This is a genomic window from Pseudomonas sp. IT-P218 (genome assembly GCF_949767605.1).
GTDB lineage: Bacteria > Pseudomonadota > Gammaproteobacteria > Pseudomonadales > Pseudomonadaceae > Aquipseudomonas > Aquipseudomonas putida_AE.
On the sequence record NZ_CATKQQ010000027.1, the window covers coordinates 1 to 25,731 of the forward strand.

21 protein-coding genes are annotated in these 25,731 nt (G+C 62.6%); 7 read left to right on the forward strand and 14 right to left on the reverse strand.

All coding sequences use genetic code 11. From position 1 onward, the window contains the following. The first annotated feature begins 199 nt into the window (after window positions 1-199). Complete coding sequence (locus ACM6I6_RS17045; protein WP_414920287.1) at window positions 200-595, forward strand: hypothetical protein; 396 nt, start codon at window positions 200-202, stop codon at window positions 593-595. A 7-nt stretch (window positions 596-602) separates the two neighbouring features. Here the strand turns inward: ACM6I6_RS17045 and ACM6I6_RS17050 are convergent, their stop codons facing one another. Then, window positions 603-1,607 (reverse strand): GlxA family transcriptional regulator, encoded by a 1,005-nt coding sequence (locus ACM6I6_RS17050; RefSeq protein ID WP_414920288.1) that lies wholly within the window; start codon window positions 1,605-1,607, stop codon window positions 603-605. Between the two features lie 88 nt (window positions 1,608-1,695). Here ACM6I6_RS17050 and inhA point away from each other — a divergent pair, with 88 nt between their 5' ends. Beyond that, the gene (gene inhA, locus ACM6I6_RS17055; RefSeq protein WP_323628829.1) at window positions 1,696-2,382 is read left to right on the forward strand and encodes an isonitrile hydratase; all 687 of its coding nucleotides are present in this window, start codon (window positions 1,696-1,698) and stop codon (window positions 2,380-2,382) included. A 269-nt stretch (window positions 2,383-2,651) separates the two neighbouring features. On the opposite strand, the gene ACM6I6_RS17060 is transcribed toward inhA, so the two are convergent. Next, complete coding sequence (locus tag ACM6I6_RS17060; RefSeq protein ID WP_274078009.1) at window positions 2,652-3,140, reverse strand: SRPBCC family protein; 489 nt, start codon at window positions 3,138-3,140, stop codon at window positions 2,652-2,654. 146 nt (window positions 3,141-3,286) lie between these two features. Here ACM6I6_RS17060 and ACM6I6_RS17065 point away from each other — a divergent pair, with 146 nt between their 5' ends. Then, window positions 3,287-3,688 carry a lysozyme inhibitor LprI family protein gene (locus ACM6I6_RS17065; RefSeq protein WP_323609308.1) on the forward strand — a complete coding sequence of 134 codons (402 nt, stop codon included), beginning with the start codon at window positions 3,287-3,289 and terminating at the stop codon, window positions 3,686-3,688. A 127-nt stretch (window positions 3,689-3,815) separates the two neighbouring features. Here ACM6I6_RS17065 and peaD read toward each other — a convergent pair whose 3' ends face one another. From peaD to peaA, 4 genes are all read right to left on the reverse strand, one after another. Further along, complete coding sequence (gene peaD, locus ACM6I6_RS17070) at window positions 3,816-4,934, reverse strand: quinohemoprotein amine dehydrogenase subunit beta (protein WP_414920289.1); 1,119 nt, start codon at window positions 4,932-4,934, stop codon at window positions 3,816-3,818. Window positions 4,935-4,972: 38 nt separating this feature from the next. After that, entirely contained in the window at window positions 4,973-5,296 is a 324-nt protein-coding gene (gene qhpC, locus ACM6I6_RS17075) for a quinohemoprotein amine dehydrogenase subunit gamma (RefSeq protein WP_008016081.1), read from the reverse strand. A gap of 1 nt (window position 5,297) precedes the next feature. Then, window positions 5,298-6,728 (reverse strand): quinohemoprotein amine dehydrogenase maturation protein, encoded by a 1,431-nt coding sequence (gene peaB / locus ACM6I6_RS17080; RefSeq protein ID WP_414920290.1) that lies wholly within the window; start codon window positions 6,726-6,728, stop codon window positions 5,298-5,300. A gap of 81 nt (window positions 6,729-6,809) precedes the next feature. Beyond that, window positions 6,810-8,390 (reverse strand): quinohemoprotein amine dehydrogenase subunit alpha, encoded by a 1,581-nt coding sequence (gene peaA, locus ACM6I6_RS17085; RefSeq protein ID WP_414920291.1) that lies wholly within the window; start codon window positions 8,388-8,390, stop codon window positions 6,810-6,812. Between the two features lie 509 nt (window positions 8,391-8,899). Here peaA and ACM6I6_RS17090 point away from each other — a divergent pair. After that, window positions 8,900-10,390, forward strand: coding sequence for an aldehyde dehydrogenase family protein (locus ACM6I6_RS17090; protein WP_274078014.1), 1,491 nt, complete (start codon window positions 8,900-8,902; stop codon window positions 10,388-10,390). 124 nt (window positions 10,391-10,514) lie between these two features. On the opposite strand, the gene ACM6I6_RS17095 is transcribed toward ACM6I6_RS17090, so the two are convergent. From ACM6I6_RS17095 to ACM6I6_RS17125, 7 genes are all read right to left on the reverse strand, one after another. Continuing rightward, on the reverse strand, window positions 10,515-11,810 hold the full coding sequence (locus ACM6I6_RS17095) for an NAD(P)/FAD-dependent oxidoreductase (RefSeq protein WP_414920292.1): 1,296 nt from the start codon (window positions 11,808-11,810) through the stop codon (window positions 10,515-10,517). Next, a complete protein-coding gene (locus ACM6I6_RS17100) occupies window positions 11,807-12,484 on the reverse strand; it encodes a S8 family serine peptidase (protein ID WP_323609314.1) in 678 nt (225 codons plus the stop codon). The genes ACM6I6_RS17095 and ACM6I6_RS17100 overlap by 4 nt, the downstream gene beginning before the upstream one ends. Further along, a complete protein-coding gene (locus ACM6I6_RS17105; RefSeq protein WP_414920293.1) occupies window positions 12,474-14,192 on the reverse strand; it encodes an ABC transporter ATP-binding protein in 1,719 nt (572 codons plus the stop codon). The genes ACM6I6_RS17100 and ACM6I6_RS17105 overlap by 11 nt, the downstream gene beginning before the upstream one ends. After that, the gene (locus ACM6I6_RS17110; protein ID WP_414920294.1) at window positions 14,192-16,096 is read right to left on the reverse strand and encodes a sigma-54-dependent Fis family transcriptional regulator; all 1,905 of its coding nucleotides are present in this window, start codon (window positions 16,094-16,096) and stop codon (window positions 14,192-14,194) included. The genes ACM6I6_RS17105 and ACM6I6_RS17110 overlap by 1 nt, the downstream gene beginning before the upstream one ends. Before the next feature lie 246 nt (window positions 16,097-16,342). Then, complete coding sequence (locus tag ACM6I6_RS17115; RefSeq protein ID WP_414920295.1) at window positions 16,343-17,368, reverse strand: histone deacetylase family protein; 1,026 nt, start codon at window positions 17,366-17,368, stop codon at window positions 16,343-16,345. A 145-nt stretch (window positions 17,369-17,513) separates the two neighbouring features. Then, a complete protein-coding gene (locus ACM6I6_RS17120) occupies window positions 17,514-18,743 on the reverse strand; it encodes a Zn-dependent hydrolase (RefSeq protein ID WP_414920296.1) in 1,230 nt (409 codons plus the stop codon). Between the two features lie 129 nt (window positions 18,744-18,872). Further along, window positions 18,873-20,183 carry an MFS transporter gene (locus ACM6I6_RS17125; protein ID WP_323609320.1) on the reverse strand — a complete coding sequence of 437 codons (1,311 nt, stop codon included), beginning with the start codon at window positions 20,181-20,183 and terminating at the stop codon, window positions 18,873-18,875. A gap of 409 nt (window positions 20,184-20,592) precedes the next feature. Here ACM6I6_RS17125 and ACM6I6_RS17130 point away from each other — a divergent pair, with 409 nt between their 5' ends. From ACM6I6_RS17130 to ACM6I6_RS17140, 3 genes are all read left to right on the forward strand, one after another. Beyond that, window positions 20,593-21,834 (forward strand): molybdopterin-dependent oxidoreductase, encoded by a 1,242-nt coding sequence (locus ACM6I6_RS17130; RefSeq protein ID WP_414920297.1) that lies wholly within the window; start codon window positions 20,593-20,595, stop codon window positions 21,832-21,834. A 10-nt stretch (window positions 21,835-21,844) separates the two neighbouring features. Beyond that, window positions 21,845-22,492 carry a c-type cytochrome gene (locus tag ACM6I6_RS17135; protein WP_414920298.1) on the forward strand — a complete coding sequence of 216 codons (648 nt, stop codon included), beginning with the start codon at window positions 21,845-21,847 and terminating at the stop codon, window positions 22,490-22,492. A gap of 203 nt (window positions 22,493-22,695) precedes the next feature. Beyond that, on the forward strand, window positions 22,696-23,613 hold the full coding sequence (locus ACM6I6_RS17140) for a LysR family transcriptional regulator (protein ID WP_323609325.1): 918 nt from the start codon (window positions 22,696-22,698) through the stop codon (window positions 23,611-23,613). A gap of 30 nt (window positions 23,614-23,643) precedes the next feature. Here ACM6I6_RS17140 and mrdA read toward each other — a convergent pair whose 3' ends face one another. Next, a complete protein-coding gene (mrdA, locus tag ACM6I6_RS17145; RefSeq protein ID WP_274078025.1) occupies window positions 23,644-25,536 on the reverse strand; it encodes a penicillin-binding protein 2 in 1,893 nt (630 codons plus the stop codon). Window positions 25,537-25,731: the final 195 nt, after the last annotated feature.

The window sequence follows — 25,731 nt, forward strand, 5'->3', positions numbered from 1 at the left end:
GCCTCCGCGGCCACGCCGGCTCCTACAGGTTCGATGTCCGGCGAGGGTCTTGTGTAGGCCAACGTCCTACATTTCATAAACAAAATACGCGTCCAGCCCCCGTAAATACCCGGTTGCAAGCCATTACATCCCCACCTAACATCGATGCTCTACGGGTACAGCGGAGCTGTCCAACCCAACCCGCATTCAAGGAACCAGAATGTCCCAACGCATCCATCGCAGCATCGACCTGCCCCTTCGAACCGGCCTGAACCGCGACGAACTGTGGGAAGACCACGACAAAGGCCTGATCAAATGCTGGGAAGTCGGCCGCCAGCGTGCCACCCGCTTCCCCGACCTCGCCCGACAATGCCTCGCCGGTGAGCTGCCGGTGCTGGGCTGGAAAGGTGGCGTCAGCCGCAGCCTGAAAAAACTGGAAAAATACGGCTCCCTCAAATACCTGGCGCAGTGGCAGGGTCTGCGCGGGGAGGATCTGGATGTGGATCTGGGCGAAGAACGGGTGCTGACCTGTGCGCGAACCGGGATGGTGGTGACGTTTACCCCGGATAGGGCGAAGTATTTTAATCAGGTCACAGAAGTGGAATCAGTTGAGTGAGAGGCGCTCAGTCAAAAGTGGTGCCGAGCAGTGTCGTTACCGATTCTGCTTCAGCGCTGACTGAAAACCGCTCGCGATAGGCCTGCGGTGTTACCCCCATGGCCCGCAGGAAACTGCGGCGCAGGGTTTCTTCGCTGCCGAAGCCGCATTGCGCGGCCACCCGTTTGATCGGCACGCCGGTATCGCTGAGCAGGCGCCGCGCGGTTTCGACGCGGATCAGCTCGATGGCCCGGGCCGGGGTCTGGCCGGTGTCGGCGCGGTAGTGACGGACGAAGCTGCGTTCGCTCATGCCGGCCTGTAGGGCCAGGCTCGGGATGCCGAGGTCTTTGCTGAGGTTTTCACTGATCCAGGCGTGAAGTTCATCGAAGCGGTTGCCTTCTTTCTGCAAAGACAGGGTCACGCTGAACTGCGACTGGCCGCCCGGGCGTTTCAGGAACACCACCAGTTGCCGGGCGACTTCCAGGGCCATGGTCCGACCGAGGTCGGCCTCGACCATGGCCAACGCCAGGTCGATGCCGGCGGTGACGCCGGCCGAGGTCCAGACCGGGCCGTCGTTGATGAAGATCGGATTGGGCTCGACCTGCAATTGCGGGTGTTGCTGCGCCAACTGTTCGCAACGGGTCCAGTGGGTGACAACACGCCGGCCATCGAGCCAGCCGCTGGCAGCCAGCAAGAACGCCCCGGTGCACACCGATGCCACGCGCCGGCACTGCGCCGCATGCTCGCGCACCCAATGGACAAGTGAGGGGTCCTGCGCCGCCGCATAGACGCCCCAACCTCCGGCGATGATCAGCGTATCGCTACCCTCCTCGGGCAAAGGCTCGGCCAGCAACGCCAGGCCCGCCGACGACAGCACCGCCCCGCCGCCGCTGCTTATCACCGATGGCGCATAAGGGGGTGGCGAACCCTGCTGGCGGGCGATGTCGTTGGCCGACGCAAACACCTGCAACGGCCCGGTGACATCGAGCACTTGCACATTGGCGAACGCGAGCACGTGAATGGTTTTCGGCATGTTGGCGTAATTCGTGGGGTGATTGGCGTGTACGCCAAATCCTAGGCGCCTACAGTGAAGGCGTCCACCCACTCCAGGAGAAAAAAACATGACCTTGCAGATCGGTTTTCTGTTGTTTCCACAGGTGCAGCAACTCGACCTCACCGGCCCGTATGACGTGCTGGCCTCGCTGCCGGACGTGAAGGTGCATCTGATCTGGAAGGACCTGATGCCCATCACCGCCAGTACCGGCCTGATGCTCAAGCCGACCGTGACCTTCGACGATTGCCCGGCGCTGGATGTGATCTGCGTGCCCGGGGGCAGCGGAGTCGGGCCGTTGATGGAAGATGAGCAAACCCTGGCGTTCATCAAGGCCCAGGCTGCCAACGCGCGGTACGTGACGTCGGTCTGCACCGGTGCGCTGGTGCTGGGTGCGGCGGGCCTGCTTCAAGGCAAACGGGCCACCACACATTGGGCGTATCACGAACTGCTGGCGCCGTTGGGAGCAATTGCGGTGAAGGATCGGGTGGTGCGCGACGGCAATCTGCTGACCGGTGGCGGGATCACCGCAGGCATCGATTTCGCCCTGACCCTGGCCGCAGAACTGTTCGACCGGGACACGGCAGAGCTGGTGCAATTGCAACTGGAATACGCGCCTGCGCCGCCCTTTCAGGCCGGTAGCCCGGAAACCGCGCCCGCCAGGGTGCTGGAGGAAGCTCGCGCACGTGCCGCTGCGTCATTGCAACTGCGCGCGCAAATCACCGAGCGTGCGGCGGCGAAACTCGACCGGCAATGAAATACCGGCTGCGGTTCACGCAGCCCGTATTTTTCTGACGCCCATAAAAAAACCCGCCGAAGCGGGTTCTTCCAAGACCATTACAACTCCCTGTCGTCAGCATCCCTTGCAAATGGCCGATCATCCGTGATCCTGAGCACTTCCTGTGCATCAGTGGATGGGGCCAGAATACGCATCGGATCCAATTTGTAACAGACGACATAGTTGTTTCCGCGTGTAAGACATTCGCTATAGATGCACTTCCAAATCTCTCCGACCGGTTAAAACCGTCACTCGCCCGCACGTTCCCGGGCCTTGGCGTTTTCGGCGAGGAATTGCTCGAGACGGTTCAATTGCTCCTCCCAGCCACGGCTGTCCATGTAATACGCCTCCTTCTGGCGTACATCGGGAATGTGCGCGAAACCTGACTCGGACACCTTGAGCAAGGTACCGCCTTCGTAGTCTTGCAGTTCGAACTTGACCAGCGTGGTGGGCTCCTGGGAGTAGTCGATTTTCGGGTTCACCGCATAGGGGTGCCAGCGAAAGGAAAACAATTGCTGCGGCTCGACCCGCTCGACCAGCACGTTCCACAACACGTGTTCATAACCGGGATACGTAACCTGCCCCTGCGTCCACTCGCCGGCAATGAAACGCCGGCCTTCGAGCGCAACGCCGAACCACTGACCGAACGCCTCGGCATCGACCAAGGCGCGCCATACAAGCGCGCGTGGCGACTTGAGCATGATTTTGCGTTCAAAACTGTTGGGTACTGGTTTCATACGTCACCTCCTGTAATGAACAACAGTAGGCCTGTAAGACCACATGTCCAGCCCGAAAGTTGTATCAATCGGGCGTCAGTTGTCGAAATCGCCGTCTTTGCGTCGCTACACTGGCGCAAATCCCCCTGTTACAGCGAGCCTACTGCATGTACTCACGTTTCCTTCTGGCACTCACGCCTTTGCTGTTAATCACCCAGGCCCAGGCCGTGGACTGCGACAACGCCAGCGACCAGGCGACGATGAACCAGTGTGCCGCACAGCAGCATGCGGCGGTGGACAAGGAGTTGAATGCGCTTTACCAGCAGATCACCACGCGTTTGAAGGGCGACCCTGACGGCAAGAAACTGCTGGTGGGGGCGCAGCGTTCGTGGATTGCGTTTCGCGATGCCGAGTGCAAGTTTTCGGCGTCCGGGGTGGAGGGTGGGAGTGTTTATCCGCTGATCTACGGTAATTGCGTGACCGAGTTGACCAGGGCGCGGGTGGAGACGTTCAAGACTTACCTGAAGTGCCCGGAGGGGGATTTGGGGTGTCCGGTGCCTGGGGTTTGATTTTGCGGTGTTTGTGAGGGCCTCATCGCCGGCAGGCCAGCTCCCACAAATACCGAGTTGAACCGCAGCTCTGCATTCAACATCGGCCACTGTGTGGGAGCTGGCCTGCCGGCGATGGCGTCAGTGATTACCGCACAAATATCTGCGCCGTGGTAATCGCCATATCCCCACCCGGCAACTTGATGCTGCCCACCTGTTTCAAGCTGTCGGCATCGAAGATCGCCACATCGTTGAACGTCCCGGCCAGGTAGATCTTGCTCCCGTCCTTGTTGAAGGAAATGCAGTAATAGGAGTGATCGAGCGTGGCCGCCTGGAGCATTTTCTTCTCCTTGATGTCGTATTTGGCCAGGCGGTTGAGCACGCCAAACATCAGGTTCGGGTCTTTTGGCGAGCGCATGCCGCTGAAGTAGATTTCCGTCAGGGGCCCGAAGTCGGTGGTTTCGGTCTTGCCGGTCTTCAGGTCGACACTGAACAGGCCGTACAGGTATTCGGCGGTGGCCGGGTCCTGCTGCTTGTCCTTGAATTTCGCCGCGGTGTAGAGCAGCGAGAAGTCATGCCGGTAGGTCTGCTGGTTCCACACGTAGAGCACGTCCGGCGCGCTGTAGTTCGCGCGTTTCCAGTGACGGCTGGGGATCAGCACGTCGAACTTGCCGGTCTGCACATTGACCTTGTAGATATCCGCCCCGGCCACGTACAGCGTGCCGTCGTCACCGCTCTGCATGATGGTCAGCTGGCGTGGCGCCGGGAAGCTGCGCACGGGTTTGGCGTCCAGGCCAGCGTCGGTCTTGTACACATCGAGCCGAGGCTGCTGCACTTCGTAGCGATCGTTCATCATCAACGTCGGGTTGGCGACGGTGTACAGCTCTTTGCCGTCGTGGCTGACCGTGAAGGCGAACATGGACTTGGCCTTCTCACCCGGTTTCTGGGTGATGCTGGCGTGGAACACCTGCTTGCAGTTGTCCAGCTCGACGCCGTAGACATCCGCGTAATGGTTGTTCAACACGTAGGCGGTCTTGCGGTCCGGCGCCAACTGCACGGAGCCGGGGCCGAAGGCGTCCGGCAGCTTGCAGGTCTTGTACAGGGTGTCGCTGGCCAGGTCGATCACGTGCAGGTTGTTCGGGTAATTGGTGGTCACCATGTATTCGTGACCGACTTGCAGCGCGGTGTTTTCATCGGCCAGGACCGTGAGCGAAGCGGCGCTCAGGACGGCGAAAGCGGCCAGGCCGCAGGCTTTGATGCTGTGCATGCTGGAATCCTTCTTCTTGTACGCTGCTTTCAAGGGCATCACTTGTCCTTCGGGAAGACAGTGCCGAGGTTGCGCCAGTTGTCGTTGGACGCCTGGGCATCCTTGTTCCAGTCCGGGTAGGTGCTCATCATGTCCGGCACCTGGGCCGGCCACCAGCAGGGATCGGAGCAGCCATACAGGTCGGCTTCCATTGGCTGGCACAACGACGACACACCGCCAAACGCATCGATCTCCCAACCCGGGTCGGTGGTCGAGGCGCAACCCGCCACCGAGCTCATCGCCACCACTTCTTCGATGCGGTTTTCATCCGCGGCCTGATCCAGCTTCAACGCTTTGTTATTGATTGCCTTGAGATGTTTCATATCAGTGAGCCTTGCGCGGAGTGATGTAGCTGCTGATGAACGCAGGGTTGTGAGCCATGATCCGGGTGTAGACCTCGATACCGAAGTCGACCCAGTCACGCATCAGTTCGCAATAGTGATAGGTCGGGTGGGTCGGGTCGCCGTAGCGGGCGTAGCTCTCGTGGTAGCAGCCGCCGGAGCACAGGTTGCGGATCTGGCAGTCTTCGCAGCCGGTGTTGCTGCGGTCCAGGCGTTGCGAGAGGAAGTCGTTCAACTCCACCTGTTTCACGCCGCTGTGGACGTTGCCGAAAGTCGGCAGGCTCGAACCGGTAAAGCGGTGGCACAGGTTCAATTCACCCTTGTGATCCACCGCCAGCATCTTCAGGCCCGCGCCGCAGGGCAGCGCCTTTTTGTGACCTTCGTGGATGTCGGTGATCAACTGGTGCAAGTTGGAGAAGCCGATGTTGCGATGCTCCAGCGCCGCTTCCAGGTAACGCCGACCGAGGCGTTTCATGCTGGCGAAGACTTCGATCAGCTCGTCGCTGGTGAGGTTGAAGCTGCTGATGTCGCCCGACGTCACCGGGGCAAAGCCGACTTCGGCGAAACCCAGCTCGTTGAACAGGTGATCCCAGATGGTTTCGACGTCGGTGACGCCGGTAGTGAGCGTTACCCGAGCACCGACCGGACGGCTGTTGTAGCGCGACAGCAGCATCTCGGCCTTGCGCCGCACCACGTCATAGGTGCCCTGCCCGCCCACGGTGATGCGGTTGCGGTCGTGCACGGTTTTCGGCCCGTCGATGCTGACGGACAGCCCGAAGCGGTGGGCATTGAGGTAGTCCACGGTGTCTTCGGTGAGCAGCGTGGCGTTGGTGGTCATGACGAACTCGACGAACTTGCCGGCTTCGCGAAAACGCTTCTCACAGTAATCGACCATGTACTCGATGAGCTTGCGATTGCTCAGCGGTTCGCCGCCGAAGAACACCACGGTGAAACGCTCTTCATCCGGGGATTCGCGCAGCAGCATTTCCACCGAGGCGATCGCCGTTTCGACCTCCATTTTCTTGCCCGCCGAGGGCTTGTCGAGGTCTTCCTTGTAGCAGTAGGTGCAGCTCAGGTTGCAGCCGGTGTTGACGTTGAGCACCACGGTGTTGATCGCCGTGCGCTCGACGCGTTTGGCGGCGATGTCCGGTGTCAGCGGCGAGCCGTCGCTGACCAGTTCCAGGGCCATCAGCTCGCGCAGGGTCTCGGTGATTTCCTCGCCGTTGAAACGCGTGGCGAGGCGCTGGATCAGGTCGTCCGAGGAACAGCCCGGGCCGCGCAGGGTATCGATGATGGTGCCCGTCAGCTCATCGCTGGCGAACAGCGAACTGCTGGGGATATGAAACAGCATGCGGTCGGCATCCACCAGCACTTCGTGCAGGTTGCGTTCGACCAGATTCAAGATAGCGCCCATTGCAAACCTCCTGTGCAAGCCCCGGTTGCGGGGCCTGCGATCATTCCGAAAAAGTGTCTGAAGCCGTTTGGGTCAGCCAACTCATGGAATGGGTGGATTGTTCCAACGTTGCACGGTGACGATCATGTGGCCTTCGCCGGTCAGGGATTTCCCTGCATCGTCGACGGCGGCGATCACCTTGAGGTTGCCGGCATTGTTGGTGGACATCTTGCGCGCCGGGTTCGGCCCGGCATCGCCCGGGGTGAACACGCCCGTGTCGGCATGCATGGTGCCGGCGAACTTGACGTCTTCGTCTTCCTTGGCGCGGTCGTCGAAGGCTTCGACCTTCCACTGCGCCGGGAACACGCCGATGCGATACGGCTTGCCGTCGGCGCCCTTGCCCCAGGCCTCGGCATCGAAACGGCCCTGGACTTTCGGCGTCGAACCACCGCCCTCGCCGATCCGTGCCACCGAGAATTCCGGCACCACCTTGACCTGGGCGATCTTGCTGTACACCGACAGGCTCGGGCCTTTCAGCGTACCGACGCTGACCGCGCGCAGGCCCGGCTGGGCATTGGCCGCTGCCTTGAGCTTGACCTTGATCTGCTCCGGACTCTGCGAGACGACTTCGAGCACTTCCACGCCTTTGCCGAAGTTCGGCTTGCCGGTCAGGCCGCTGCCGATCAGGGTCACTTCGGTTTCGCTGCCGGCCTTCACATAACCCGGCTGCACCGCCAGCAAACGCTGGCTGCCCTGCTTGGCGGCGACGAAGTCCAGGCCGCGTTCATCGTGCTCGGCTTCGAACATGCGGCCCTGCATCGCATTGCCTTTGGCGGCGAACACCTGGCGCATGGTCACGCCGTCGATGCTGACGTTGCCGCGCCATTCGTAGCCGGTGTAGAGAATCGCGCTGCCCTCGCCGTTGAACGGCGTGCCGTCGGCGTATTGGCCCTTGACGCTGACCTTGAAGGTGTCGCTGCCGTCGGCGGTCACGCTCATCACACCGGCCAGTTCGCCTTTGCCCGGCAAGTGTCCGCTGAAGCTCCAGTCACCCACCAGCGTCTCGCTTTTCGGCACCGTGCTCAGCCATTTTTTCCAGGCCAGGTTGTCCAGCGCATAGCGCTTGGCCAACAGCGGCACCATCTCTTTACGGGCGATATCGAACCAGTCGCGGTCGCGGGACAACGCCTGATATTCCAGCGACGGCCACTGGCCGAGGTGGAAGTTCACCAGGCGCTCCCATTCCTGGGCGGGACGGCGTTGCAGGGCGACCCGCGCACCGGAGTGGCAGCGGCCGCACATTTGGCTGGTCTGGTCGTCGAACTTTTCGACGGTGTTGAGCCGGCGCTCCATGGCATAACGCACGCCGTCGGTCTCGCTCGGCGCCAGGCCCTGGGTGTCGGCCAGGTACTTGACCAGCGTGCGACGGTCTTCATCGCTGATCTGCAGGCCGTGCATGGTCTGCATCCGCGCGATGCTCATCAGCCAGCCTTCCGGGGTCTTGCGCTGATGGCTGATGCGGCTCAGGGCGTTATCGGCTTCGGGGGTGTGACAGCCCTGGCAGGTTTCCTTGAGGATGGTCTGGGCGTCGCGGGCTGCCAGGCTGTGAGACGAATGCAGCGCTAGACAAGCCGCTACGGCCAGCAGGCTGGCGCTCATGCCTGAACGGAGTTTTCTCTTCATCAACGTCGAACCTCGCACGGTGCTTTCTTATTTTTGTGGCTTATCGTTTTTTGGGTTTCTGCCGCCGGCGGTGAGCCGCTGACGGGGGCAGGAGAAACGTCTGCGATGAGCAATACACGGAGCGTGCCAGCTTGTGAATATCCAGCTGAATCAATTACTTGTTGGTAAAGACCAAGGTTTTTCCAGGGGTGTCATCCGCGTTACACGTTTAAATTCGCGACAACTGTTTCACTCTGAGACAAGCATAGCCCTCTGTAGGAGCTGGCTTGCCAGCGAAGGCGGCCTGAAAATAAAAGGTGATCTCAAGGGCCTCTTCGCTGGCAAGCCAGCTCCTACAGGGCGTGGTGTTTCTGGTGTCTCACGCAGTCGCAATCTGCGACGTTTGTCGACGTCATGGCGATCCGGGAAACAGCTGCCAAACCCGTCAAATCAGGCTCTCGTTGCAAAAAACCATAACTGGCACAGCCATTGCGAAAGACCTCGCCACACGAACAAGACGAGGTTTCATCATGTCGCTTCCCAACCTGCTTCCCGCCACTTCGGCCTTCATCCAGCGCGCCCCGCGCATGCTCATCAAGGGCGACTGGGTCGAGGCCGCCGATGGCCAGACCATGCCCCTGCACAACCCGGCCACCGGCGAAGTGCTGTGCGTGGTGCCGCGCGCCACGCCGGAAGATATCGACCGCGCCGTGCTCGCCGCCCGCCAGGCGTTCGATGATTCGGCGTGGACCCGCACTCGCCCCCGGGAGCGGCAGAACCTGTTGTGGAAACTGGCCGACCTGATGCAGCGCGATGCCGAGCTGCTGGCGCAGCTGGAGTGCCTGAACAACGGCAAGAGCGCGGCAGTGGCGCAGGTGATGGACGTGCAGCTGGCCATCGATTTCCTGCGCTACATGGCCGGGTGGGCGACCAAGATCGAAGGCTCCACGGTGGATGTGTCGGCGCCGCTGATGCCCAACGACCAGTTCCACAGCTTCATCCGTCGCGAAGCGGTGGGCGTGGTCGGCGCCATCGTCGCCTGGAACTTTCCGCTGCTGCTGGCCTGCTGGAAACTCGGCCCGGCCCTGGCCACCGGCTGCACCGTGGTGCTCAAGCCCGCCGACGAAACCCCGCTCACTGCGCTGAAACTCGCCGAGCTCGTGCTGGAAGCGGGTTACCCCGAGGGCGTGTTCAACGTGGTCACCGGCACCGGCATCACCGCAGGCTCCGCCCTGACCCACAACCCGCTGGTGGACAAGCTGACCTTCACCGGCTCCACTGCCGTGGGCAAGCAGATCGGCAAGATCGCCATGGATTCCATGACCCGGGTGACCCTGGAACTGGGCGGCAAATCGCCGACCATCGTCATGGCTGATGCCGACCTGCACACCGCCGCAGCCGGTGCCGCCAGCGCGATCTTCTTCAACCAGGGCCAGGTCTGCTGCGCAGGCTCGCGCCTGTATGTGCAGCGCAAGCATTTCGACAATGTGGTGGCGGACATCGCCGGCATCGCCAACGCCATGAAGCTCGGCAATGGCCTGGACCCGAGCGTCGACATGGGCCCGCTGATCTCGGCACGTCAGCAGGAGCGCGTCTACGGTTACATCGAAAAGGGCCGCGAAAGCGGTGCGACCATCGCCTGCGGTGGCGAGCAGTTCGGCCCGGGCTTTTTCGTCAAGCCGACGGTGATCGTCGATGTCGATCAAAAACATTCGCTGGTGCAGGAAGAAATCTTCGGCCCGGTGCTGGTGGCGATTCCCTTCGACGACGAAGCCGATGCGCTGCGCATGGCCAATGACAGCCCTTATGGTCTGGGCGCGAGCATCTGGTCCAATGACCTGGCGGCGGTGCACCGGATGATCCCGCGGATCAAGTCCGGCTCAGTGTGGGTCAACTGCCACAGCGCCCTGGACCCGGCGCTGCCCTTTGGGGGGTACAAAATGTCGGGGGTCGGGCGCGAGATGGGGTATGCGGCGATCGAGCATTACACTGAATTGAAGTCGGTGTTGATCAAGCTCTAATCGGCGGCGCCCTCACGGCCGCCATCGCCAGCAGGCTAGCTCCCACAGGGGATTTGTGATCGACACAAAACTACTGTGGGAGCTAGCCTGCTGGCGATAGGGCCAGGCCAGCCAATTGCAAGGGTCAGGGTTTGTATCCCTGAGCCAACAACCACCCCCGAACCATTCTCCCCTGCTCCACAGTCAAACCTGCCAGTGCCTGCTCAGCCGGCTCACTCCACAACCGCCGCACCAACGGCGCCAACTCCACCCCCTGCACATGCCAGATCCCCAACGGCTGGTCCGCCGTGATTACCACCTCGGCCTCATCGACAAACCCATCCTTCAACACCGGCGCCCGCTCAATCCGCAACGCACTGAAATCCGCCTCGACATGGGCCACCTCGGCATCCGGCCATTGTCGCCGCGCCTGCCAGAATGGCTGGTCAAGCCAGCGCTGCTCATCGGCATAAAAATCCCGGCCAATGCGCGCAAACCGCAGGAACAACTGCTCCACCCGCTGCTGGTGAAACCGCTGGGCCAGGCCCGCCCGCTCAGGTTTGCGCAACAAGGTGTTGATCACCGTCGGTGCCTGCAACGCCGAGGACAGGGATTGAAAGATACCGTTGCCCGACAGCGGGTCCACCGCCATCGCCGCATCACCGACCCGAATCCAGTGCTCGCCGCACACCTGTGGGCTGAGGATCGCCGTGCTGCTGCGGGCATGCAGTTGCAGGTCGGCTTCCACTTCTCCAGCGAAAAATGCCTGGGCGACCGCGGATGCCTGACGCCGCTGCCGACAGTATTCAAGCAGCTGCGCCTTACCTGGCAACCCGGCACTGGCCACGTCCACCGTCCATTGCCAGTAGCATTGACCGTCGTCCCGTCGCGCCATCCAGGCCCAGCCGTCGGCGAGGCTTTCCACGGCGCTGGCGGTCGTGCCCGGTGCGCCTTGCCAGCGATTGAGCAGGCTGACCGTCTCCGGCCCGCGCAAGCCTTTGCCCAGGGCCGGCGCCTGGCGTCCGCGCGCTTCCACGAGAAAATCCGCGTCCAGTGCTTCACGCCCTTCGACCTGGATCTGATGCCCTGAAGACGATGACAACACGACGAGCACCCGACCTTCGATCAGGTCCACGCCCGCCTCGCGCAAGTCTTCGCGCAAGCCCCGGTCGAAGGCCGGGCGGTCGAGCAGGAATTCGATGTTTTGCGCATGCTGCTGGCCGTTCCAGTTCACCTGGCGTTGCGAAGGCAGTGTCGCCTGCGCCAAGGCCTGCTGCAGGCCGGCGCCGCGCAAGGCTTCCAGCACCCGCACGGAAACCCCCTCCAGCGCGGCAAAACGGCGCCACTCGCAGACCAGCGTCACCGGATATCCCAGTCGGCGCAAGCCCAGCGCCACCGCCGCACCGGCCGGGCCGGCACCCAGTACCACAATCGTACTCATGGGCCGCGACGCCGTTCGGGGCCACGGTAATGGGCGTTGTCCCGCAGGCACTGGACGATCTGTTCGTTGCTCGCCCCGGGATGCTCGACCAGGAAAGCGGCAATATGCCCGCTCAACGCCGCGCAGCCGAGGCTCGCCCCCGATTGCCCGGGATAGGTGCCGTGCACGCAAGCACCGAAATCCGCCTGGGCACTGTCAAGCCATGACCATTGCAATTCGGTGCATCGCGCATCGCCGGTCACGCGCAGCACCTGAGAATAATTCGCCGGAAACACCCCTTCGCCCTGGGCCGGGCTGGACGCGCACAGCAGCACGCCCCGCGCCACCGCCGCCGCGCAGGCGTTGCGCAGCAGGCTGCGATCCTGGCGCAGGCCCAGGCTCAGGTTGATCAAGCGCACGTCCTGCGCCACCAGCCAGTCGATGGCCGTGGCGATCTGCAAGGCGCTGGTCACCCCGCGCTGGTCGAACACTTGCGCCACGCAGAACAGCGCCGAGGGTGCACGCCGGCCAATGGCTTCGATCACCGCGCTGCCATGGCCCAGCGGGTCGTCACGCAGGTCGCTTTCAGCGAGCCCGTCTTCCACCAGGGAAAAACGCCGGCCGGCGACCACTTGCACCCGTTGCGCCGCCGAGTGACCGCTGTCTACCACGCCAATGCACAGCTCAGGCCTCATGCAGCACCGTTTTCGACACCAGCACGCCATCGAGCAATTCAAAGCGCAGGTCGGCATCGGCCAGGGTCGAGGGGCGATGGCTGATGAGGATGCGCGTACGCCCGGCAAACAGCCGGTCGATGGCTTCGATCACTTCGCGCTCGGTGGCTTCGTCCACCGCCGAAGTGGCTTCGTCGAGCACCAGGATCAGCGGGTCCTGCAACAAGGCGCGGGCAATGGCGATGCGTTGTTTTTGCCCGCCGGACAACTGCTGGCCGCGCTCCCCCAACGGGCTGTCGAGGCCCTCGGGCAAGGTCGCGATCAGGCTGTCGAGTTGCGCCAGCCGTGCGACTTCGGCGATCGCTTCACGGCTGGCATCCGGCACGGCGTAGGCCAGGTTGTCGGCCAGGCTGCCGCGAAACAGCACGATGTCCTGGCTGACCACGGCAATGCGCCGACGCAATTCGAACAGGTCGAGTTCGCGTACATCCACCTCCCCCAGCAATACCCGGCCGGACTGTGGATCGTGATGGCGTTGCAGCAGGTCGATCAGCGTGGATTTACCGACGCCTGAGCCTCCGCTCAGGGCGACTTTCAACCCATAGGGAATGCACGCTTCGATGCCGCGCAAGGTCGTCGCCCGACCGGGATGACTGAAATGCACATCGTCGAATCGCAGATCGCCCGAAGTCGGCATCGACCGGGGCGCAACGGGAGTGAGCACCGTGGGTTGTTCGCCACGCAGTTCCATCACCCGCCCGAGGCTGACGGTCATCCGCTGCACCGCCACATACAGCCCGAGCAAACTCTGCACCGGCCCCACGGCCATGCCCAGGTAGGTGGAAAAGGCGATCAATGCACCCAACTGCCAGGTGCCCTGCACCACCCAATAACCGCCGATCAGGAATGCACAGGCCCGCGACAGCGAGGTCAGCGTACCCGGCACGGCCTGGGTGAAAAACTCGGTGACCTGCAGGCGCAGCAACTGGCTCATGTAACCCTGGCCCAGACTTTCAAGACGCCGAGCTTCGCGCTGCTGCTGGCCGGCGGACTGGATGAACTTCATCACCGGCAGCGTCTCGACCATGAACGACGACATGTCCGCCGAGCGTTCGCGCAACTGCCGCACATCGCGCTCGACCTTGCGCCGCATCCAGCGCAGCCAGAGCACGTCGAGGGGAATCAGCACCAGCGCCAGCAGCGACAGCTTCCACGACAGGGTCAGCAGCATCGCCACGGCCACCACCAGGCCGATCACGCTCGACACCGCCGAGAACAACGAATCCACGGCAAAGCGCTGGATCTCCGCCACGTCGCCATCCAGGCGCGACATCAGGTCGCCGATGCGCCGCTGGCCGTAGAAGCTCGGCGACAGGGTCTGCAAATGCCGGTACAGGTCATCGCGCAGGGCAAACAGCATGCGCCCGGACAAGCGCGTGTGCAGGTACCGGTTGATCCCGGACAACGCCGTGCCCAGCAAGCCGGCGACGATCATCAGCCCGGCGATCAGTACCAGCATCGGGAAGTTGCGCGCCAGCAGGCCATCGTCGATCAGCAGCTTGGTCAGCCACGGCTGCACCAGCACCAGCGCCGAGGCGCAGACCGACAGGCCCAACAGCCCGGCGATCGCCAGGCGGTGCGGGCGCACGAAGCTGTACAGCCAGCGCAACGCGGCTTGCAAAGCCTCGGGATTCTGGCTGTCAATCAGCCGCACGATCAGGCGCTGCATCACGAGCGCAACTGTTTGAGCTTGCGATACAGGGTCGCGCGACTGATGCCCAGGGCGTCGGCAGCGGCCGAAACGTTGCCCTGATGGCTGTCCAGGGATTGGCGGATCATCTCCAGTTCGTTCTCGCGGATACTGCCGGCCTGGGGCCGTTCGCTGGCGTTGAGGTCGTCGAGCATGCTGTCGGGCAAATGATCGAGGGTGAGCACCGTGTCCCCGGGTTCGCGCATGGCCAGAGCAGTGCGCAGGACCATCTCCAGTTGGCGGATGTTGCCCGGCCAATGATAGCCCTCGAGCAAGCGGTTCAAGTCGTCGTGCAGGACCATGTTCGGCGCGTCGAGCCTGGCCAGCAGACGGCCTACCAGTGCGCTGAAATCCTCGCGCTCGCGCAGCGCCGGGAGCATCACGCTGATGCCGTTGACCCGGTAGAACAGGTCCTCGCGAAAGTGTTTGTCTTCCACCAGGCGCTTGAGGTCGCGGTGGGTGGCGCAGATCAGCGCGACGTCGATGTCCTGCTCTTCGCCGGCGCCCAATGGCGCGACCTTGCGGTCCTGCAGCACGCGCAGCAGACGGGCCTGCAAGGCAAGCGGCATGTCACCGATTTCATCGAGGAACAAGGTGCCGCCGTGGGCCTGTTGCAGCCGCCCGACCATGCCGCCCCGGCGCGAACCGGTGAACGCACCCTCGCGGTAGCCGAACAGTTCCGACTCGATCAGGCCTTCGGGGATCGCCGCGCAGTTGACCGCGACGAAAGGTTTGTCGCAGCGGCTGCCGGCCATGTGCAGGGCACGGGCGATGACTTCCTTGCCGGTGCCGGTTTCACCCAGCAGCAACACCGGCAACTGGTTGGCCAGGCCTTGACGGGCCATGCGCAGGGCACGGGCATAACGGGCATTGCTGCCGGCCAGGGATTCCAGGTCGGGCTGGTTTTTCGCATGTTTGGCGACGGTGCGTGGCGAGCTGCCGACGTTGATCGAGCGTTGCGGCGCGCGCAGGGTCTTGTAGAAGAATTCACCCTTGGCGGTCTGCAGACTGCCGATGCCGCCCTGATGCAGGCGTGCCAGTAATTGAAGGCCATCGACCCCGAGGAACTCTTCGCAGCGCCGACCGACCAGCGCCGAGCGTTCGGCATGCAACAACTGGCAGGCCTGGGCGCTGACTGCGAGGATCTGCCCGCCCAGGCTCACCGCCAGCAGGCCCTGCCACGGCGATTCGAGGTATTGGCGGCGACTATGGAAAGCCAGGACGATTTCGTCCGGATAGCTTGAGTTGAAGACCCGGCTCTCGATCTGGCTGACGGCCATGGCCAGCAGCGCGGTGCTGTCGTGGGCTCGGCCCAGCGGGCCTTCGCGGGTCAGGTCGAGCACGCCGAGGATGTCGCCCTGGGGGCAATGGATCGGCACCGAGGTGCAGGAAAAATCACTGAGGCGATCCAGGTAATGTTCGCCGCAATCGATCAGGGTTGGCCGGGCCTCCACCAGGGCGGTGCCGAGGGCGTTAGTGCCGCGCGCGGCTTCGCTCCAGCAGGCGCCGAGGGTGATGTCCTGCAGGCCACTGCCCTTGAGGCGGTCGGCGCGGCCTTCAACGGCGAGGATAGTGGCGTCGGAGTTGGCGAGGATGATCAGCCCTTCCTTGCCCTGGCGTTCGGCCAGGTAATCGATCGCCGGCAACGCCGCATCGATCAGCAGGCGATTGCTCGCCAGCAACACATCGACGCTGGCACTCGATTCCAGCACCAGCTCATGCTTGGCATTGAAATGCACGCCATGGCTGAGGCTGCGCCGCCACGAAGCATCGATCTCCGCGCGCAGGACACCGTCCGGGACTTCGCCTTCCAGATGCAGTTTTTCCCGGGCCAGCCGGGCTTCACGATGCAGTTTGGGGGAGTTTGTTTTTATTAGCGTCATCAAGCGCTCCGGGTCGTCCGCCCTGCGCCTTCATACGTCGGCGCCCTGCCGCAATCTTTACGTTAACGTCAGGGCGATGGCAAGTGCCTTACGGCGCTTGTGTTCCGGCAGGTGGATCGTGTCATCGTTCTTCGCGAGCAAGCCCGCTCCCATACTTGACCGAGTTGGACCACAGGTTTGTGATCGACGCTGAACAATGTGGGAGCGGGCTTGCTCGCGAAGGCGATAGACCGGACAGCAAAAATTTCAGAGCTGCCAAACCTCAGGGCTCACAAAAAACGCCCGCGCATTATCCTCCAGACTCTCCAGGTGATACCCCCCCTCCTGCACGATCAAACACGGCAATCCAAGGCCGCGAATCCGCTCGCCGAGCACCGCAAACCCTTCCCGAGTCACCGCCACCTTGCTCTGCGGATCCAGCTCGAAAATATCGAACCCCAAGGACAACACCAACACCTCGGCACCGAACTCCGTCACCGCTTCCAGAGCTACATCCAGCTGCTCGAGGAAGTCGGCCTCGCTAGCCCCATGGGCCATCGGCAAGTTGAGGTTGAACCCCTCGCCCGCTCCGACGCCACGCTCATCGGCAAAACCCGCAACCCCCGGATAAAAATTGGTCGGATCGCCATGCACCGAGACATACAGCACGTCATCGCGATCATAGAAGATCTCTTGGATGCCCTGGCCGTGGTGCATGTCGGTGTCGAGCACCGCCACCCGCGCAAAACCACCACGCAACACCTGGGCCGCCACCGCGGCGTTGTTCAGGTAACAGAAACCGCCCGCCGCTTCGGCCCGGGCATGGTGCCCCGGTGGACGGCACAAGGCATAGGCCGCCGGTTCGCCATCGAGCAGGGCCTGGGCGCCGGCGACTGCGCTTTGCGCCGACCAGTAGGCCGAACGCCAAGTCTGCTCGCCCACCGGGCAACTGCCGTCGGCCAGGTAGCGCGCGGCTTGTGCGAGCACCCCGCGCAAGGCGTTGGGCTCACGCACGAAGATGTTCGACATCACCTCGTCGCCCCAATCCTCGGGGATCTCCTTCCAGCGCTGGTGGGCTTCCTGGAGGAACGCCAGGTAGGGTGCACCGTGTACTGCCAGTAGCGGATCGAGCCCGGCATCAACGGGTTGTTCGACCTTGAAACCCAATGCCTTTGATGCCTGCACCAGGCGCTGGGCGCGCTCGGGTACTTCCTGGGGGGTGCGCATCTGGCCACGGGAGTAGTAGCTGCGTGGATGGTGGAGCAATTGTTCGGGGTGGAAAAAACTGCGCATGGGATAAATTCCTGTCAGCGATCTTCAATCAGGGCGAGTACTTCTGTAGAAGCAAGCTTGCTCGCGATGAGGCCCGCACATTCAATATTGATGGCGACTGATCTACCGCTATCGCGAGCAAGCTTGCTCCTACAGGGGACTGCGTTTACTCAGCGATTTGCGCGCGGGCCAGCACGGCGTTGAGCAGCACATCAGTGCCCTGGCGCACATCTTCGGGCAACACATCTTCCGCTTCGTTATGGCTCAGGCCACCCACACACGGAATGAACACCATGGCCGTCGGGCAGAGCCGCGCCAGGTGGATCGCGTCATGCCCGGCACCGCTGACGATCGATTGCTGGGCGTAGCCCAGGGCATCCACCGCCTGCTGCACCGCCGCCACGCAATCGGCATCGAACGGCGTGGCCGGGCTGATCCAGTGTGGGGTAATGGTCAGGTTCAAACCGCGACCGTCGGCGATCGCCTGCAGTCGCGCACGAACCTGTTGCTCCATGGCCTCGATGGCTTCGTCGCGGTGATGACGCAGGTCGACGGTGAAGTTGACCAGCCCCGCAATGGTGTTGCGCGAGGACTTGTTGATGCTCAACTCGCCCACCGTGGTCAGGCCTTCGGGGGCGAAATCGGCAGCCAGGCCTTCGATGGCCTGGATCATCCGCGCCACGCCGTACAAGGCATCCTTGCGCAGCGGCATGGGCGTCGTACCGGCGTGGGCGGCCATGCCTTCGACGCGCACGTCGAGCCAGCGGATCGCCTGGCCGCCGCTGACTACGCCGATGCTATTCGCGTTGTCCTCGAGGATCGGCCCCTGTTCGATATGCGCTTCAAAGTACGCATCCACCGCACCGCCCAACGGACGATCGCCCGCGTATCCCGTGCGCTGCAGCTCTTGTGCGACGCTGATGCCATCGGCATCGCGCACCGCCAGCGCCGCGTCCAGCGACATGATGCCGGTGAATACCGCCGAGCCGAACATCGCCGGGGTGAAGCGCGCGCCTTCTTCGTTGGTCCACACCGCCACTTCCAGCGGCTTGCGGGTCTGGATCCCCAGATCATTGAGGCAGCGCACCACTTCCAGGCCGGCGAGCACGCCGTACACGCCATCGAACCGGCCGCCTTCGGGCTGGGTGTCAAGGTGGCTGCCCATCATCACCGGTGCGGCATCGGGATCGGTACCGGCGCGGCGGGCGAACAGGTTGCCGATGGCATCCACGCTCAGGGTCATGCCAGCTTCACGGCACCAGTGGGCAAACAGTTCGCGACCGGCCTTGTCTTCGTCGCTCAAGGCCAGGCGGCAGCTGCCGCCACGGGCAGTGGCACCGATTTCGGCCATCGCCATCAGACTCGCCCAGAGGCGTTCGCCATTAATCTTCAACATAAATCACTCCAGGAAAATGCAAAACGACGCTTTGTAGGAGCCGGCTTGCCGGCGAAGAGGCCTTCAAGACATGCATCGATCTTTCGACCGTCTTCGCCGGCAAGCCGGCTCCTACAGTTCGGTTCGGCGTCAGGCGTTGGCCATTTCCACGCGTTCAGCACTGGCATGGCGACGGGCAAGGGACAGGACACAGATCAAGGACGTTGCGGCGATCAGGCTGTAGAACACCGCCATCGGCCACCATTGGCCGGCGAACTTGTGCGCCAGCATCGTGCCGATCAGCGGCGTCAAACCACCCGCCACGGCCCCGCAGATCTGGTACGCCAGGGAGATCGCGGTGTAGCGCACCCGGGTCTCGAACATGCCGCTGACGTAACCTGCGATCACCGCATAAAACGACGCCATGCACACCACCGCCAGGGCAATGCCGAGGATGATCAGCGGCGCCTGGGCCGAACTCACCAACACGAACATCGGGTAAGGCGAGGCCATGGCCAGCAGCGATACCAGGCACAGGAAGCGGGTCGCGCCGATCTTCTCGGCGACCCACGCCGCCAGGGGTTGAATACAGAACTGGATGATCGCGACGACGAACAGGCACTCCAGGATCAACGAGCGCGGCAGCTCAAGTTGTTGCGTGGTGTAGGCGATCATGAAGGTGTTGGTGAAATACACCCCGGCGATGCCCAGGGTGTTGGCGCCGATGCACAACAGCAGCGGCCGCCAGGCGGTGCGCAGCACTTCCATGACCGGCGCCTGTTCCTTGCGTTGGTTTTTGCTGGCCTGCTCGCGGCTGGCGAGAAACTCCGGCGACTCGTTGACGCCCAGGCGAATCGCCAGGCCCACCAGCAACAACAGCGAACTGGCGAGGAACGGCAAGCGCCAGCCCCAGCTCATCAGGTCTTCTTCCGGCAAACGGGTGACCGCGCTGAAGGCCAGCAGCGACAGGATCAAACCCGCCGGGCTGCCCAGTTGCGCGAACGAGGCAAAGAAATTGCGTCGGCCCTTGGGCGCATGCTCGCCGGCCATCAACACCGCCCCGCCCCACTCGCCACCGACGGCAATGCCCTGGACGATGCGCAGCAGAATCAGCAACACCGGTGCGGCGGCGCCGATCTGCGCGTAGGTCGGTAGCAAGCCGATGCACACCGTGACCACGCCCATCATCAGCAAGGTGATGATCAGCGATTTCTTGCGGCCGATGCGGTCGCCGATATGACCAAAGACAATCCCACCCAACGGCCGCGCAAAGAAACCCACGGCGAAGGTGCCGAACGCGGCCATGGTGCTGAACAGTTTGTCGTCGGAGGGAAAGAACAGCGCACCGAACACCAGCGCGGCGGCGGTGGCGTAGATGTAAAAGTCGTACCACTCGATCATGGTGCCGATAAAGGCTGCGGCAGCCGCACGGCGCGGCTGGGACGAAGCGGGAGGCTTCATGGGGGCGGACTCCTTTGTTTATATTTTTGGCAGGAGATAAACGAACAATCAGCGGCGCTCTGGCGGCGCCGGTCTGGTGATGATTTTTCGTCCGCGGGCGATGATTAGTCAATTTTCTATTTGTTATTTTAATTATAAACCACGCTTATAATTTGGGATTGCCGTGTCAGAGTGTGACTCGCTGGACAAGGTGCAGATCACGCTCAGCTGCTTCCAAATGTGGCCCCCGCATGGCCTGTCCTCTGTCATCAACTGCTAAATCACTGTCGCTCAATGAGAAGCAGACACCCCGCGCCTGGCGATACTGGTTGGCTCATCGAACAGTGACGCGACACGTCTAGACCGATGCCTTTGTGCCCTGATGGGGCTATCGGTTGCATCTCAAAAAAACAATCAAAGAGAGCGCAGAATGAAGTTCAGTTTTGTCGATAACAGCAAACCCACCCGACGGCGCGTTTTGCGCGATGCCTTGACCCTGGCTGTGGCCGCCTCCCCCTTGGCCAGCCTCGCCCGGGCAGCGGACGAAAGCGCCGAGGAAGTGACATTCGCGGCGGGCCCGCGGCCGCTGGTGCAATACCCGCAAAAGCGCCCGCTGACCCTGGTGACCACCCGCCCACCGCACCTGGAGACGCCCTTCGCGGTCTTCAACGAAGGGCCGATCACCCCCAATGACGCTTTTTTCGTGCGTTACCACCTGGCCAATTTCCCCACCAGCATCGATCCGGACAGCTACCGGCTGACGGTCAAGGGTGCGGTCGACACCGCGTTGTCGCTGTCCCTCGCAGAGCTCAAGGCGCTGGCGGAGCCGGTGGAAGTGGTGGCCGTCAATCAATGCTCGGGCAACAGCCGCGGCTTCTCGATGCCACGGGTGTTCGGCGCGCAGTTGGGCAACGGCTCAATGGGCAATGCACGCTGGCTGGGTGTGCCGCTCAAGGCTGTGTTGGAAAAAGCGGGGGTGAAAGCCGACGCCAAACAAGTGACCTTCCGCGGCCTCGACAAACCGGTACTGCCAAGCACACCGGAGTTCATCAAGGCCCTGGACATCAGCCATGCCATGGACGGTGAGCCGATGATCGCCTGGTCGATGAACGGCACCGACCTGCCCTTCCTCAACGGTTATCCGATCCGCCTGGTGGTGCCCGGTTATTTCGGCACCTACTGGGTCAAGCACCTGAGCGAGATCGAAGTCGTCGACCATACCTACGACGGTTTCTTCATGGCCAAGGGTTACCGGGTTCCGGACAACGATTGTTTCTGCATCGCCCCCGGCACCACCCCGTCGCAAACCAAGCCGATCTCCAAACTGCCGGTGCGCAGCTTCATCACCAGCGTTAAACAGGGCGATGTGTTGCCGCTGAAAAAAAACGTGCTGCTCAAGGGCATCGCGTTCGACGGCGGTGCCGGAGTGAACAAGGTGGAACTGTCCATCGACGGTGGAAAAACGTGGCGTCAAGCCACGCTTGGCCAGGACCTTGGCCGTTTCTCCTTCCGCGAGTGGACGCTGGCGATCACCTTTAGCAGCAAGGGCGCGACACAGCTGATGGTGCGCGCCAGCAACCGCGCAGGCGAGACCCAACCGCTGCAAGCCGACTGGAACCCTGCGGGCTACCGCCGCCACGTCGTCGAAACCAGCCACGTGACCGTCGCCTGAGGAGAGCCGGATGAAACCCATGAAAATCATGACCCGCTGGCTGTGCGCGGCACAAATCTGCCTGGCCGGTTTGGCCAGTGCAGCGCCCCTGTCGATCACCTTGCCGCCGGAATCGGCAGCCTTGAAGCCCAGTACGCTGCCGGGCTACCCGCTGGCCCAGCAGAAGTGCTCCACCTGCCATTCCGCCGACTACATCAACTTCCAGCCCCCGGGCATGAGCCTGGCGCAGTGGACGGCGGAAGCGGGCAAGATGCAGCACGTGTACGGTGCTCCGATCAGCGATCAGGACGTGACCATCATCGGCGCCTACCTGGCGGCCACCTACGGCAGTGCCAAGGCGAGCGATGCCGATGTACAGGCGGCCTCGAACCCGTCGGCGGGCCAACCAGCGCCAGCCCCTATGGCAAAAGTCGACGCCACGACCTTGCTGCAGAACAACGCCTGCCTGTCCTGCCACGCCATCGATCACAAGGTCGTCGGCCCGGCTTATCACGATGTGGCGGCCCGGTACGCCAATGACCCGCAGGCCCTGGCCAAGCTGACGTCGAGCATTCAGCACGGCGGTAGCGGCAAATGGGGGGATATCCCGATGCCGCCTTTCGCGCAGTTGAGCCCGGACGATCTGCACAGCCTGGCGACGTTCATCCTGCAGCAGTGAATCCATTGTGGCCTGGAGTGGTTTGAGCAGTCAGGGCCAAGTCGATCCATTGAGCATGGATCGACTTGAACAGCGGCCGGCGGCATGCGGTCAGCTGATGCCTTGGCCCATGAGCTTTTCTGCACCGCCGGGCGAACGATGTTAGGATCTGGCCCATTGCGGGGTGACTTGCCCTTTCATGCTTTTACTTTCCGTGAACACCTATGGACCGCCTGCTCAATGACCGCCTGGACTGGAACCTGCTGCGCACCTTTCGGGTGATCGGCCAGGAGCTGAGCATCAGCCGCGCGGCCGCCCGCCTGCACCTGACACAGCCGGCGGTGAGCCAGGCGCTCAAGCGCCTGGAAGAACAACTGGGGCGGCAACTGATCGCCCGGCGCGGGCCACGGTTTGCCCTGACCGAAGTCGGCGAGCAGATCTTCGAACTGGCCGGGGAAATCTACGGGCAGATGTCCCAGGTCAGCAGCGTGCTGGAACAACCGGCCGACGAAGTCATCGGCAAGGTGCGCCTGCTGATCATCAGCCGGATCTTCTCCGAGCGCTTCGATGACTTCCTCGCCGACTTTCATCGCCAGCACCCGCGGGTGGATCTGGAGGTCGAGGTGATGCGCAGTTCCGATATCGTCAGCGCCCTCCAGGAAAAAACCGCCACTCTGGGCCTGAGCCTCAATCGGCGCCCGCAGCCGCGCCTGGAACAGCGTCTCTTCCTGCGCCAGCGTTATGCGTTTTTTTGCGGCAAGCACCATGCGCTGTTCGGTCGACGTGACGTCGCCGAAGGGGATTTGCAGCGGGAGAATTTCGTCAGTTTCACCAGCGACCAGATTGGCGGCATGCTCTCGCCGTTGACGATCTTTCGCGACCAGCAGGGCTTCAGCGGACGCATCGTCGCCTCGTCACCAAGCCTGGAAGAAGTGCGGCGACTGGTGATCGCCGGCTTCGGTATCGGTTGCCTGCCCGAGCACGTAGTGGCGGCCGACGTCGACGCCGGATTGCTCTGGCGCCTGCCGCCCCATGAAGGGATTGCCGATGTGGACATCCATTTGCTGTGGAACCGCGAGCAGCGCATGAGCCGTGCCGAGACGATCTTTCTCGAAAGCCTGCAACAGCGACTGACCGACTGAGCTCATGATTTTCTGCGGATGATAGATCGCTTATACGTGAGGATCGCCCGGTGCCTTGCTCGGCACGGCGTATTGCGGCTTGAGGTGGCCGTCCTGATCGAGTAGCCAGGCGTCCATGATCTGCCGCACCACCGGACCGGCGACACGGCCACCGGCCTCGCCGTTTTCGATCATCACCGAAATCACGATTCGCGGATGTTCGGCCGGGGCAAATCCGACGAACAAGGCATTGTCGCGGTTGCGCTCGCGGGTCTTCGCGCGGTTGTAACGCTCGCCCTGCTTGATCGCCACCACTTGCGCGGTGCCGCTCTTGCCGGCGATCCGGTACTGCGCCCCTGCCGCTGCCGCCCGGGCGATCCCGCGGGCATCGTGCATCACCATCTGCATGCCGTGGTTGACCTGCTCCCAGTCGCGCGGGTCCTTGAGCAGGATATTCGGCATCGGATGCTCGTCCACCGGCGCGACCCCGTCGACGGTCTTGGCCAGGTGCGGGCGGTTCCACACGCCTTTGTTGGCGATCAGCGCCGTGGCCTGGGCCAGTTGCAGCGGCGTGACCTGCATGTAGCCCTGGCCGATGCCGAGGATCACGGTTTCCCCGGGGAACCACGGCTGACGCCGCGTGGCGCGCTTCCAGGCCTGGGACGGCATCAAGCCGGGGGACTCTTCGAACATGTCGAGCGAGACCTTTTCCCCGAGGCCGAACATGGCCATGTAGTCGTGCAGTCGATCGATGCCCAGCTTGTGCGCGAGGTCGTAGAAGTAGGTGTCGTTGGAGCGCATGATTGCCGCGTCCATGTCCACCCAACCGTCGCCGCTGTGGTTCCAGTTGCGGTACTTGTGGTCGAAGTCCGGGAGTTGGTAATAACCTGGATCGAAGACCCGGGTCTGCGGCGTGACGATGCCGGCGTCGAGCCCGGCAATCGCGACTTCCGGCTTGATGGTCGAGCCCGGCGCGTAGAGCCCGCGCAGCACACGGTTGAACAGCGGTCGATCGATGGAGTCGCGTAGCGCCGAGTATTCCTTGGAGCTGATACCGGTGACGAACAGGTTCGGATCGAAACTCGGGTTGCTGACCATGGCGAGCACTTCACCGGTCGACGGATCCAGCGCGACCACGGAGCCACGACGATCGCCCAGGGCGTGCTCGGCGGCCTCCTGCAGCTTGACGTCCAGGCTCAGGACGATGTTTTCACCGGGCACCGGATCGGTGTGCTTGAGCACGCGCAACACGCGGCCCTGGGCATTGGTCTCGACTTCCTCGTAACCGACATGGCCGTGCAGTTGCGACTCGTAGAATTTTTCGACCCCGGTCTTGCCGATGGACTGGGTACCTCGATACTCGACGGTATCCAGGACCTTGGACTCTTTCTCGTTGATCCGTCCGACGTAGCCGACTGAATGCGCGAAGTGCTCGGCCAACGGATAGTGCCGCACGAACTGCGGCTCGACATCGAGGCCCGGCAAACGGAACTCGTTGACCGCCAGTACCGCGATCTGCTCCTCCGTCAGTTCATAGAACAAGGTCACCGGCACGAACGGATGCCGTGCCTGTTTCATCGCCTTGTCGAACTGCGTGCGGTCTTCGGCAGGCAGGTGCAGCAGGCTGATCACTTCGTCCAGTTCCTGATTGACATCGGATGCGCGTTCGCGAGTGATGGTCAGGTTATAGCTGGGCCGGTTGTCCGCCAGGACCACGCCGTTGCGGTCATAGATCAGGCCCCGGGTAGGGGTGATAGGCAGCACGTGGACACGGTTGTTTTCGGAGATCGTCGAGTGATAATCGAATTCCACCACCTGCAGTACGTACAGGCGCACCACCAGTGCACAGGTGATGGCGACGACGAACAAGGCACAGGCCATCAGTCTCTTGTTGACCAGGCGCGTCTCTTTTTCGTGGTCTTTGATCGGAATCGGTTGGGGCATTTCTGTAGCAACTCTGAAAAGAAAATGCCGATCCCTGGGCTTGAAACAGTCCGTTAAAAAAACGAGCTGCACCATAACAAAAACTGCCGGGTCACTTTCGTGTCATTTTCTTTATGTTGGGCCGCGGAAAGCCGCCCGGAGCAACCGGCATCATGCAGGAAAAACGCGCACAAAAACAAAACCCCTACCTGCATG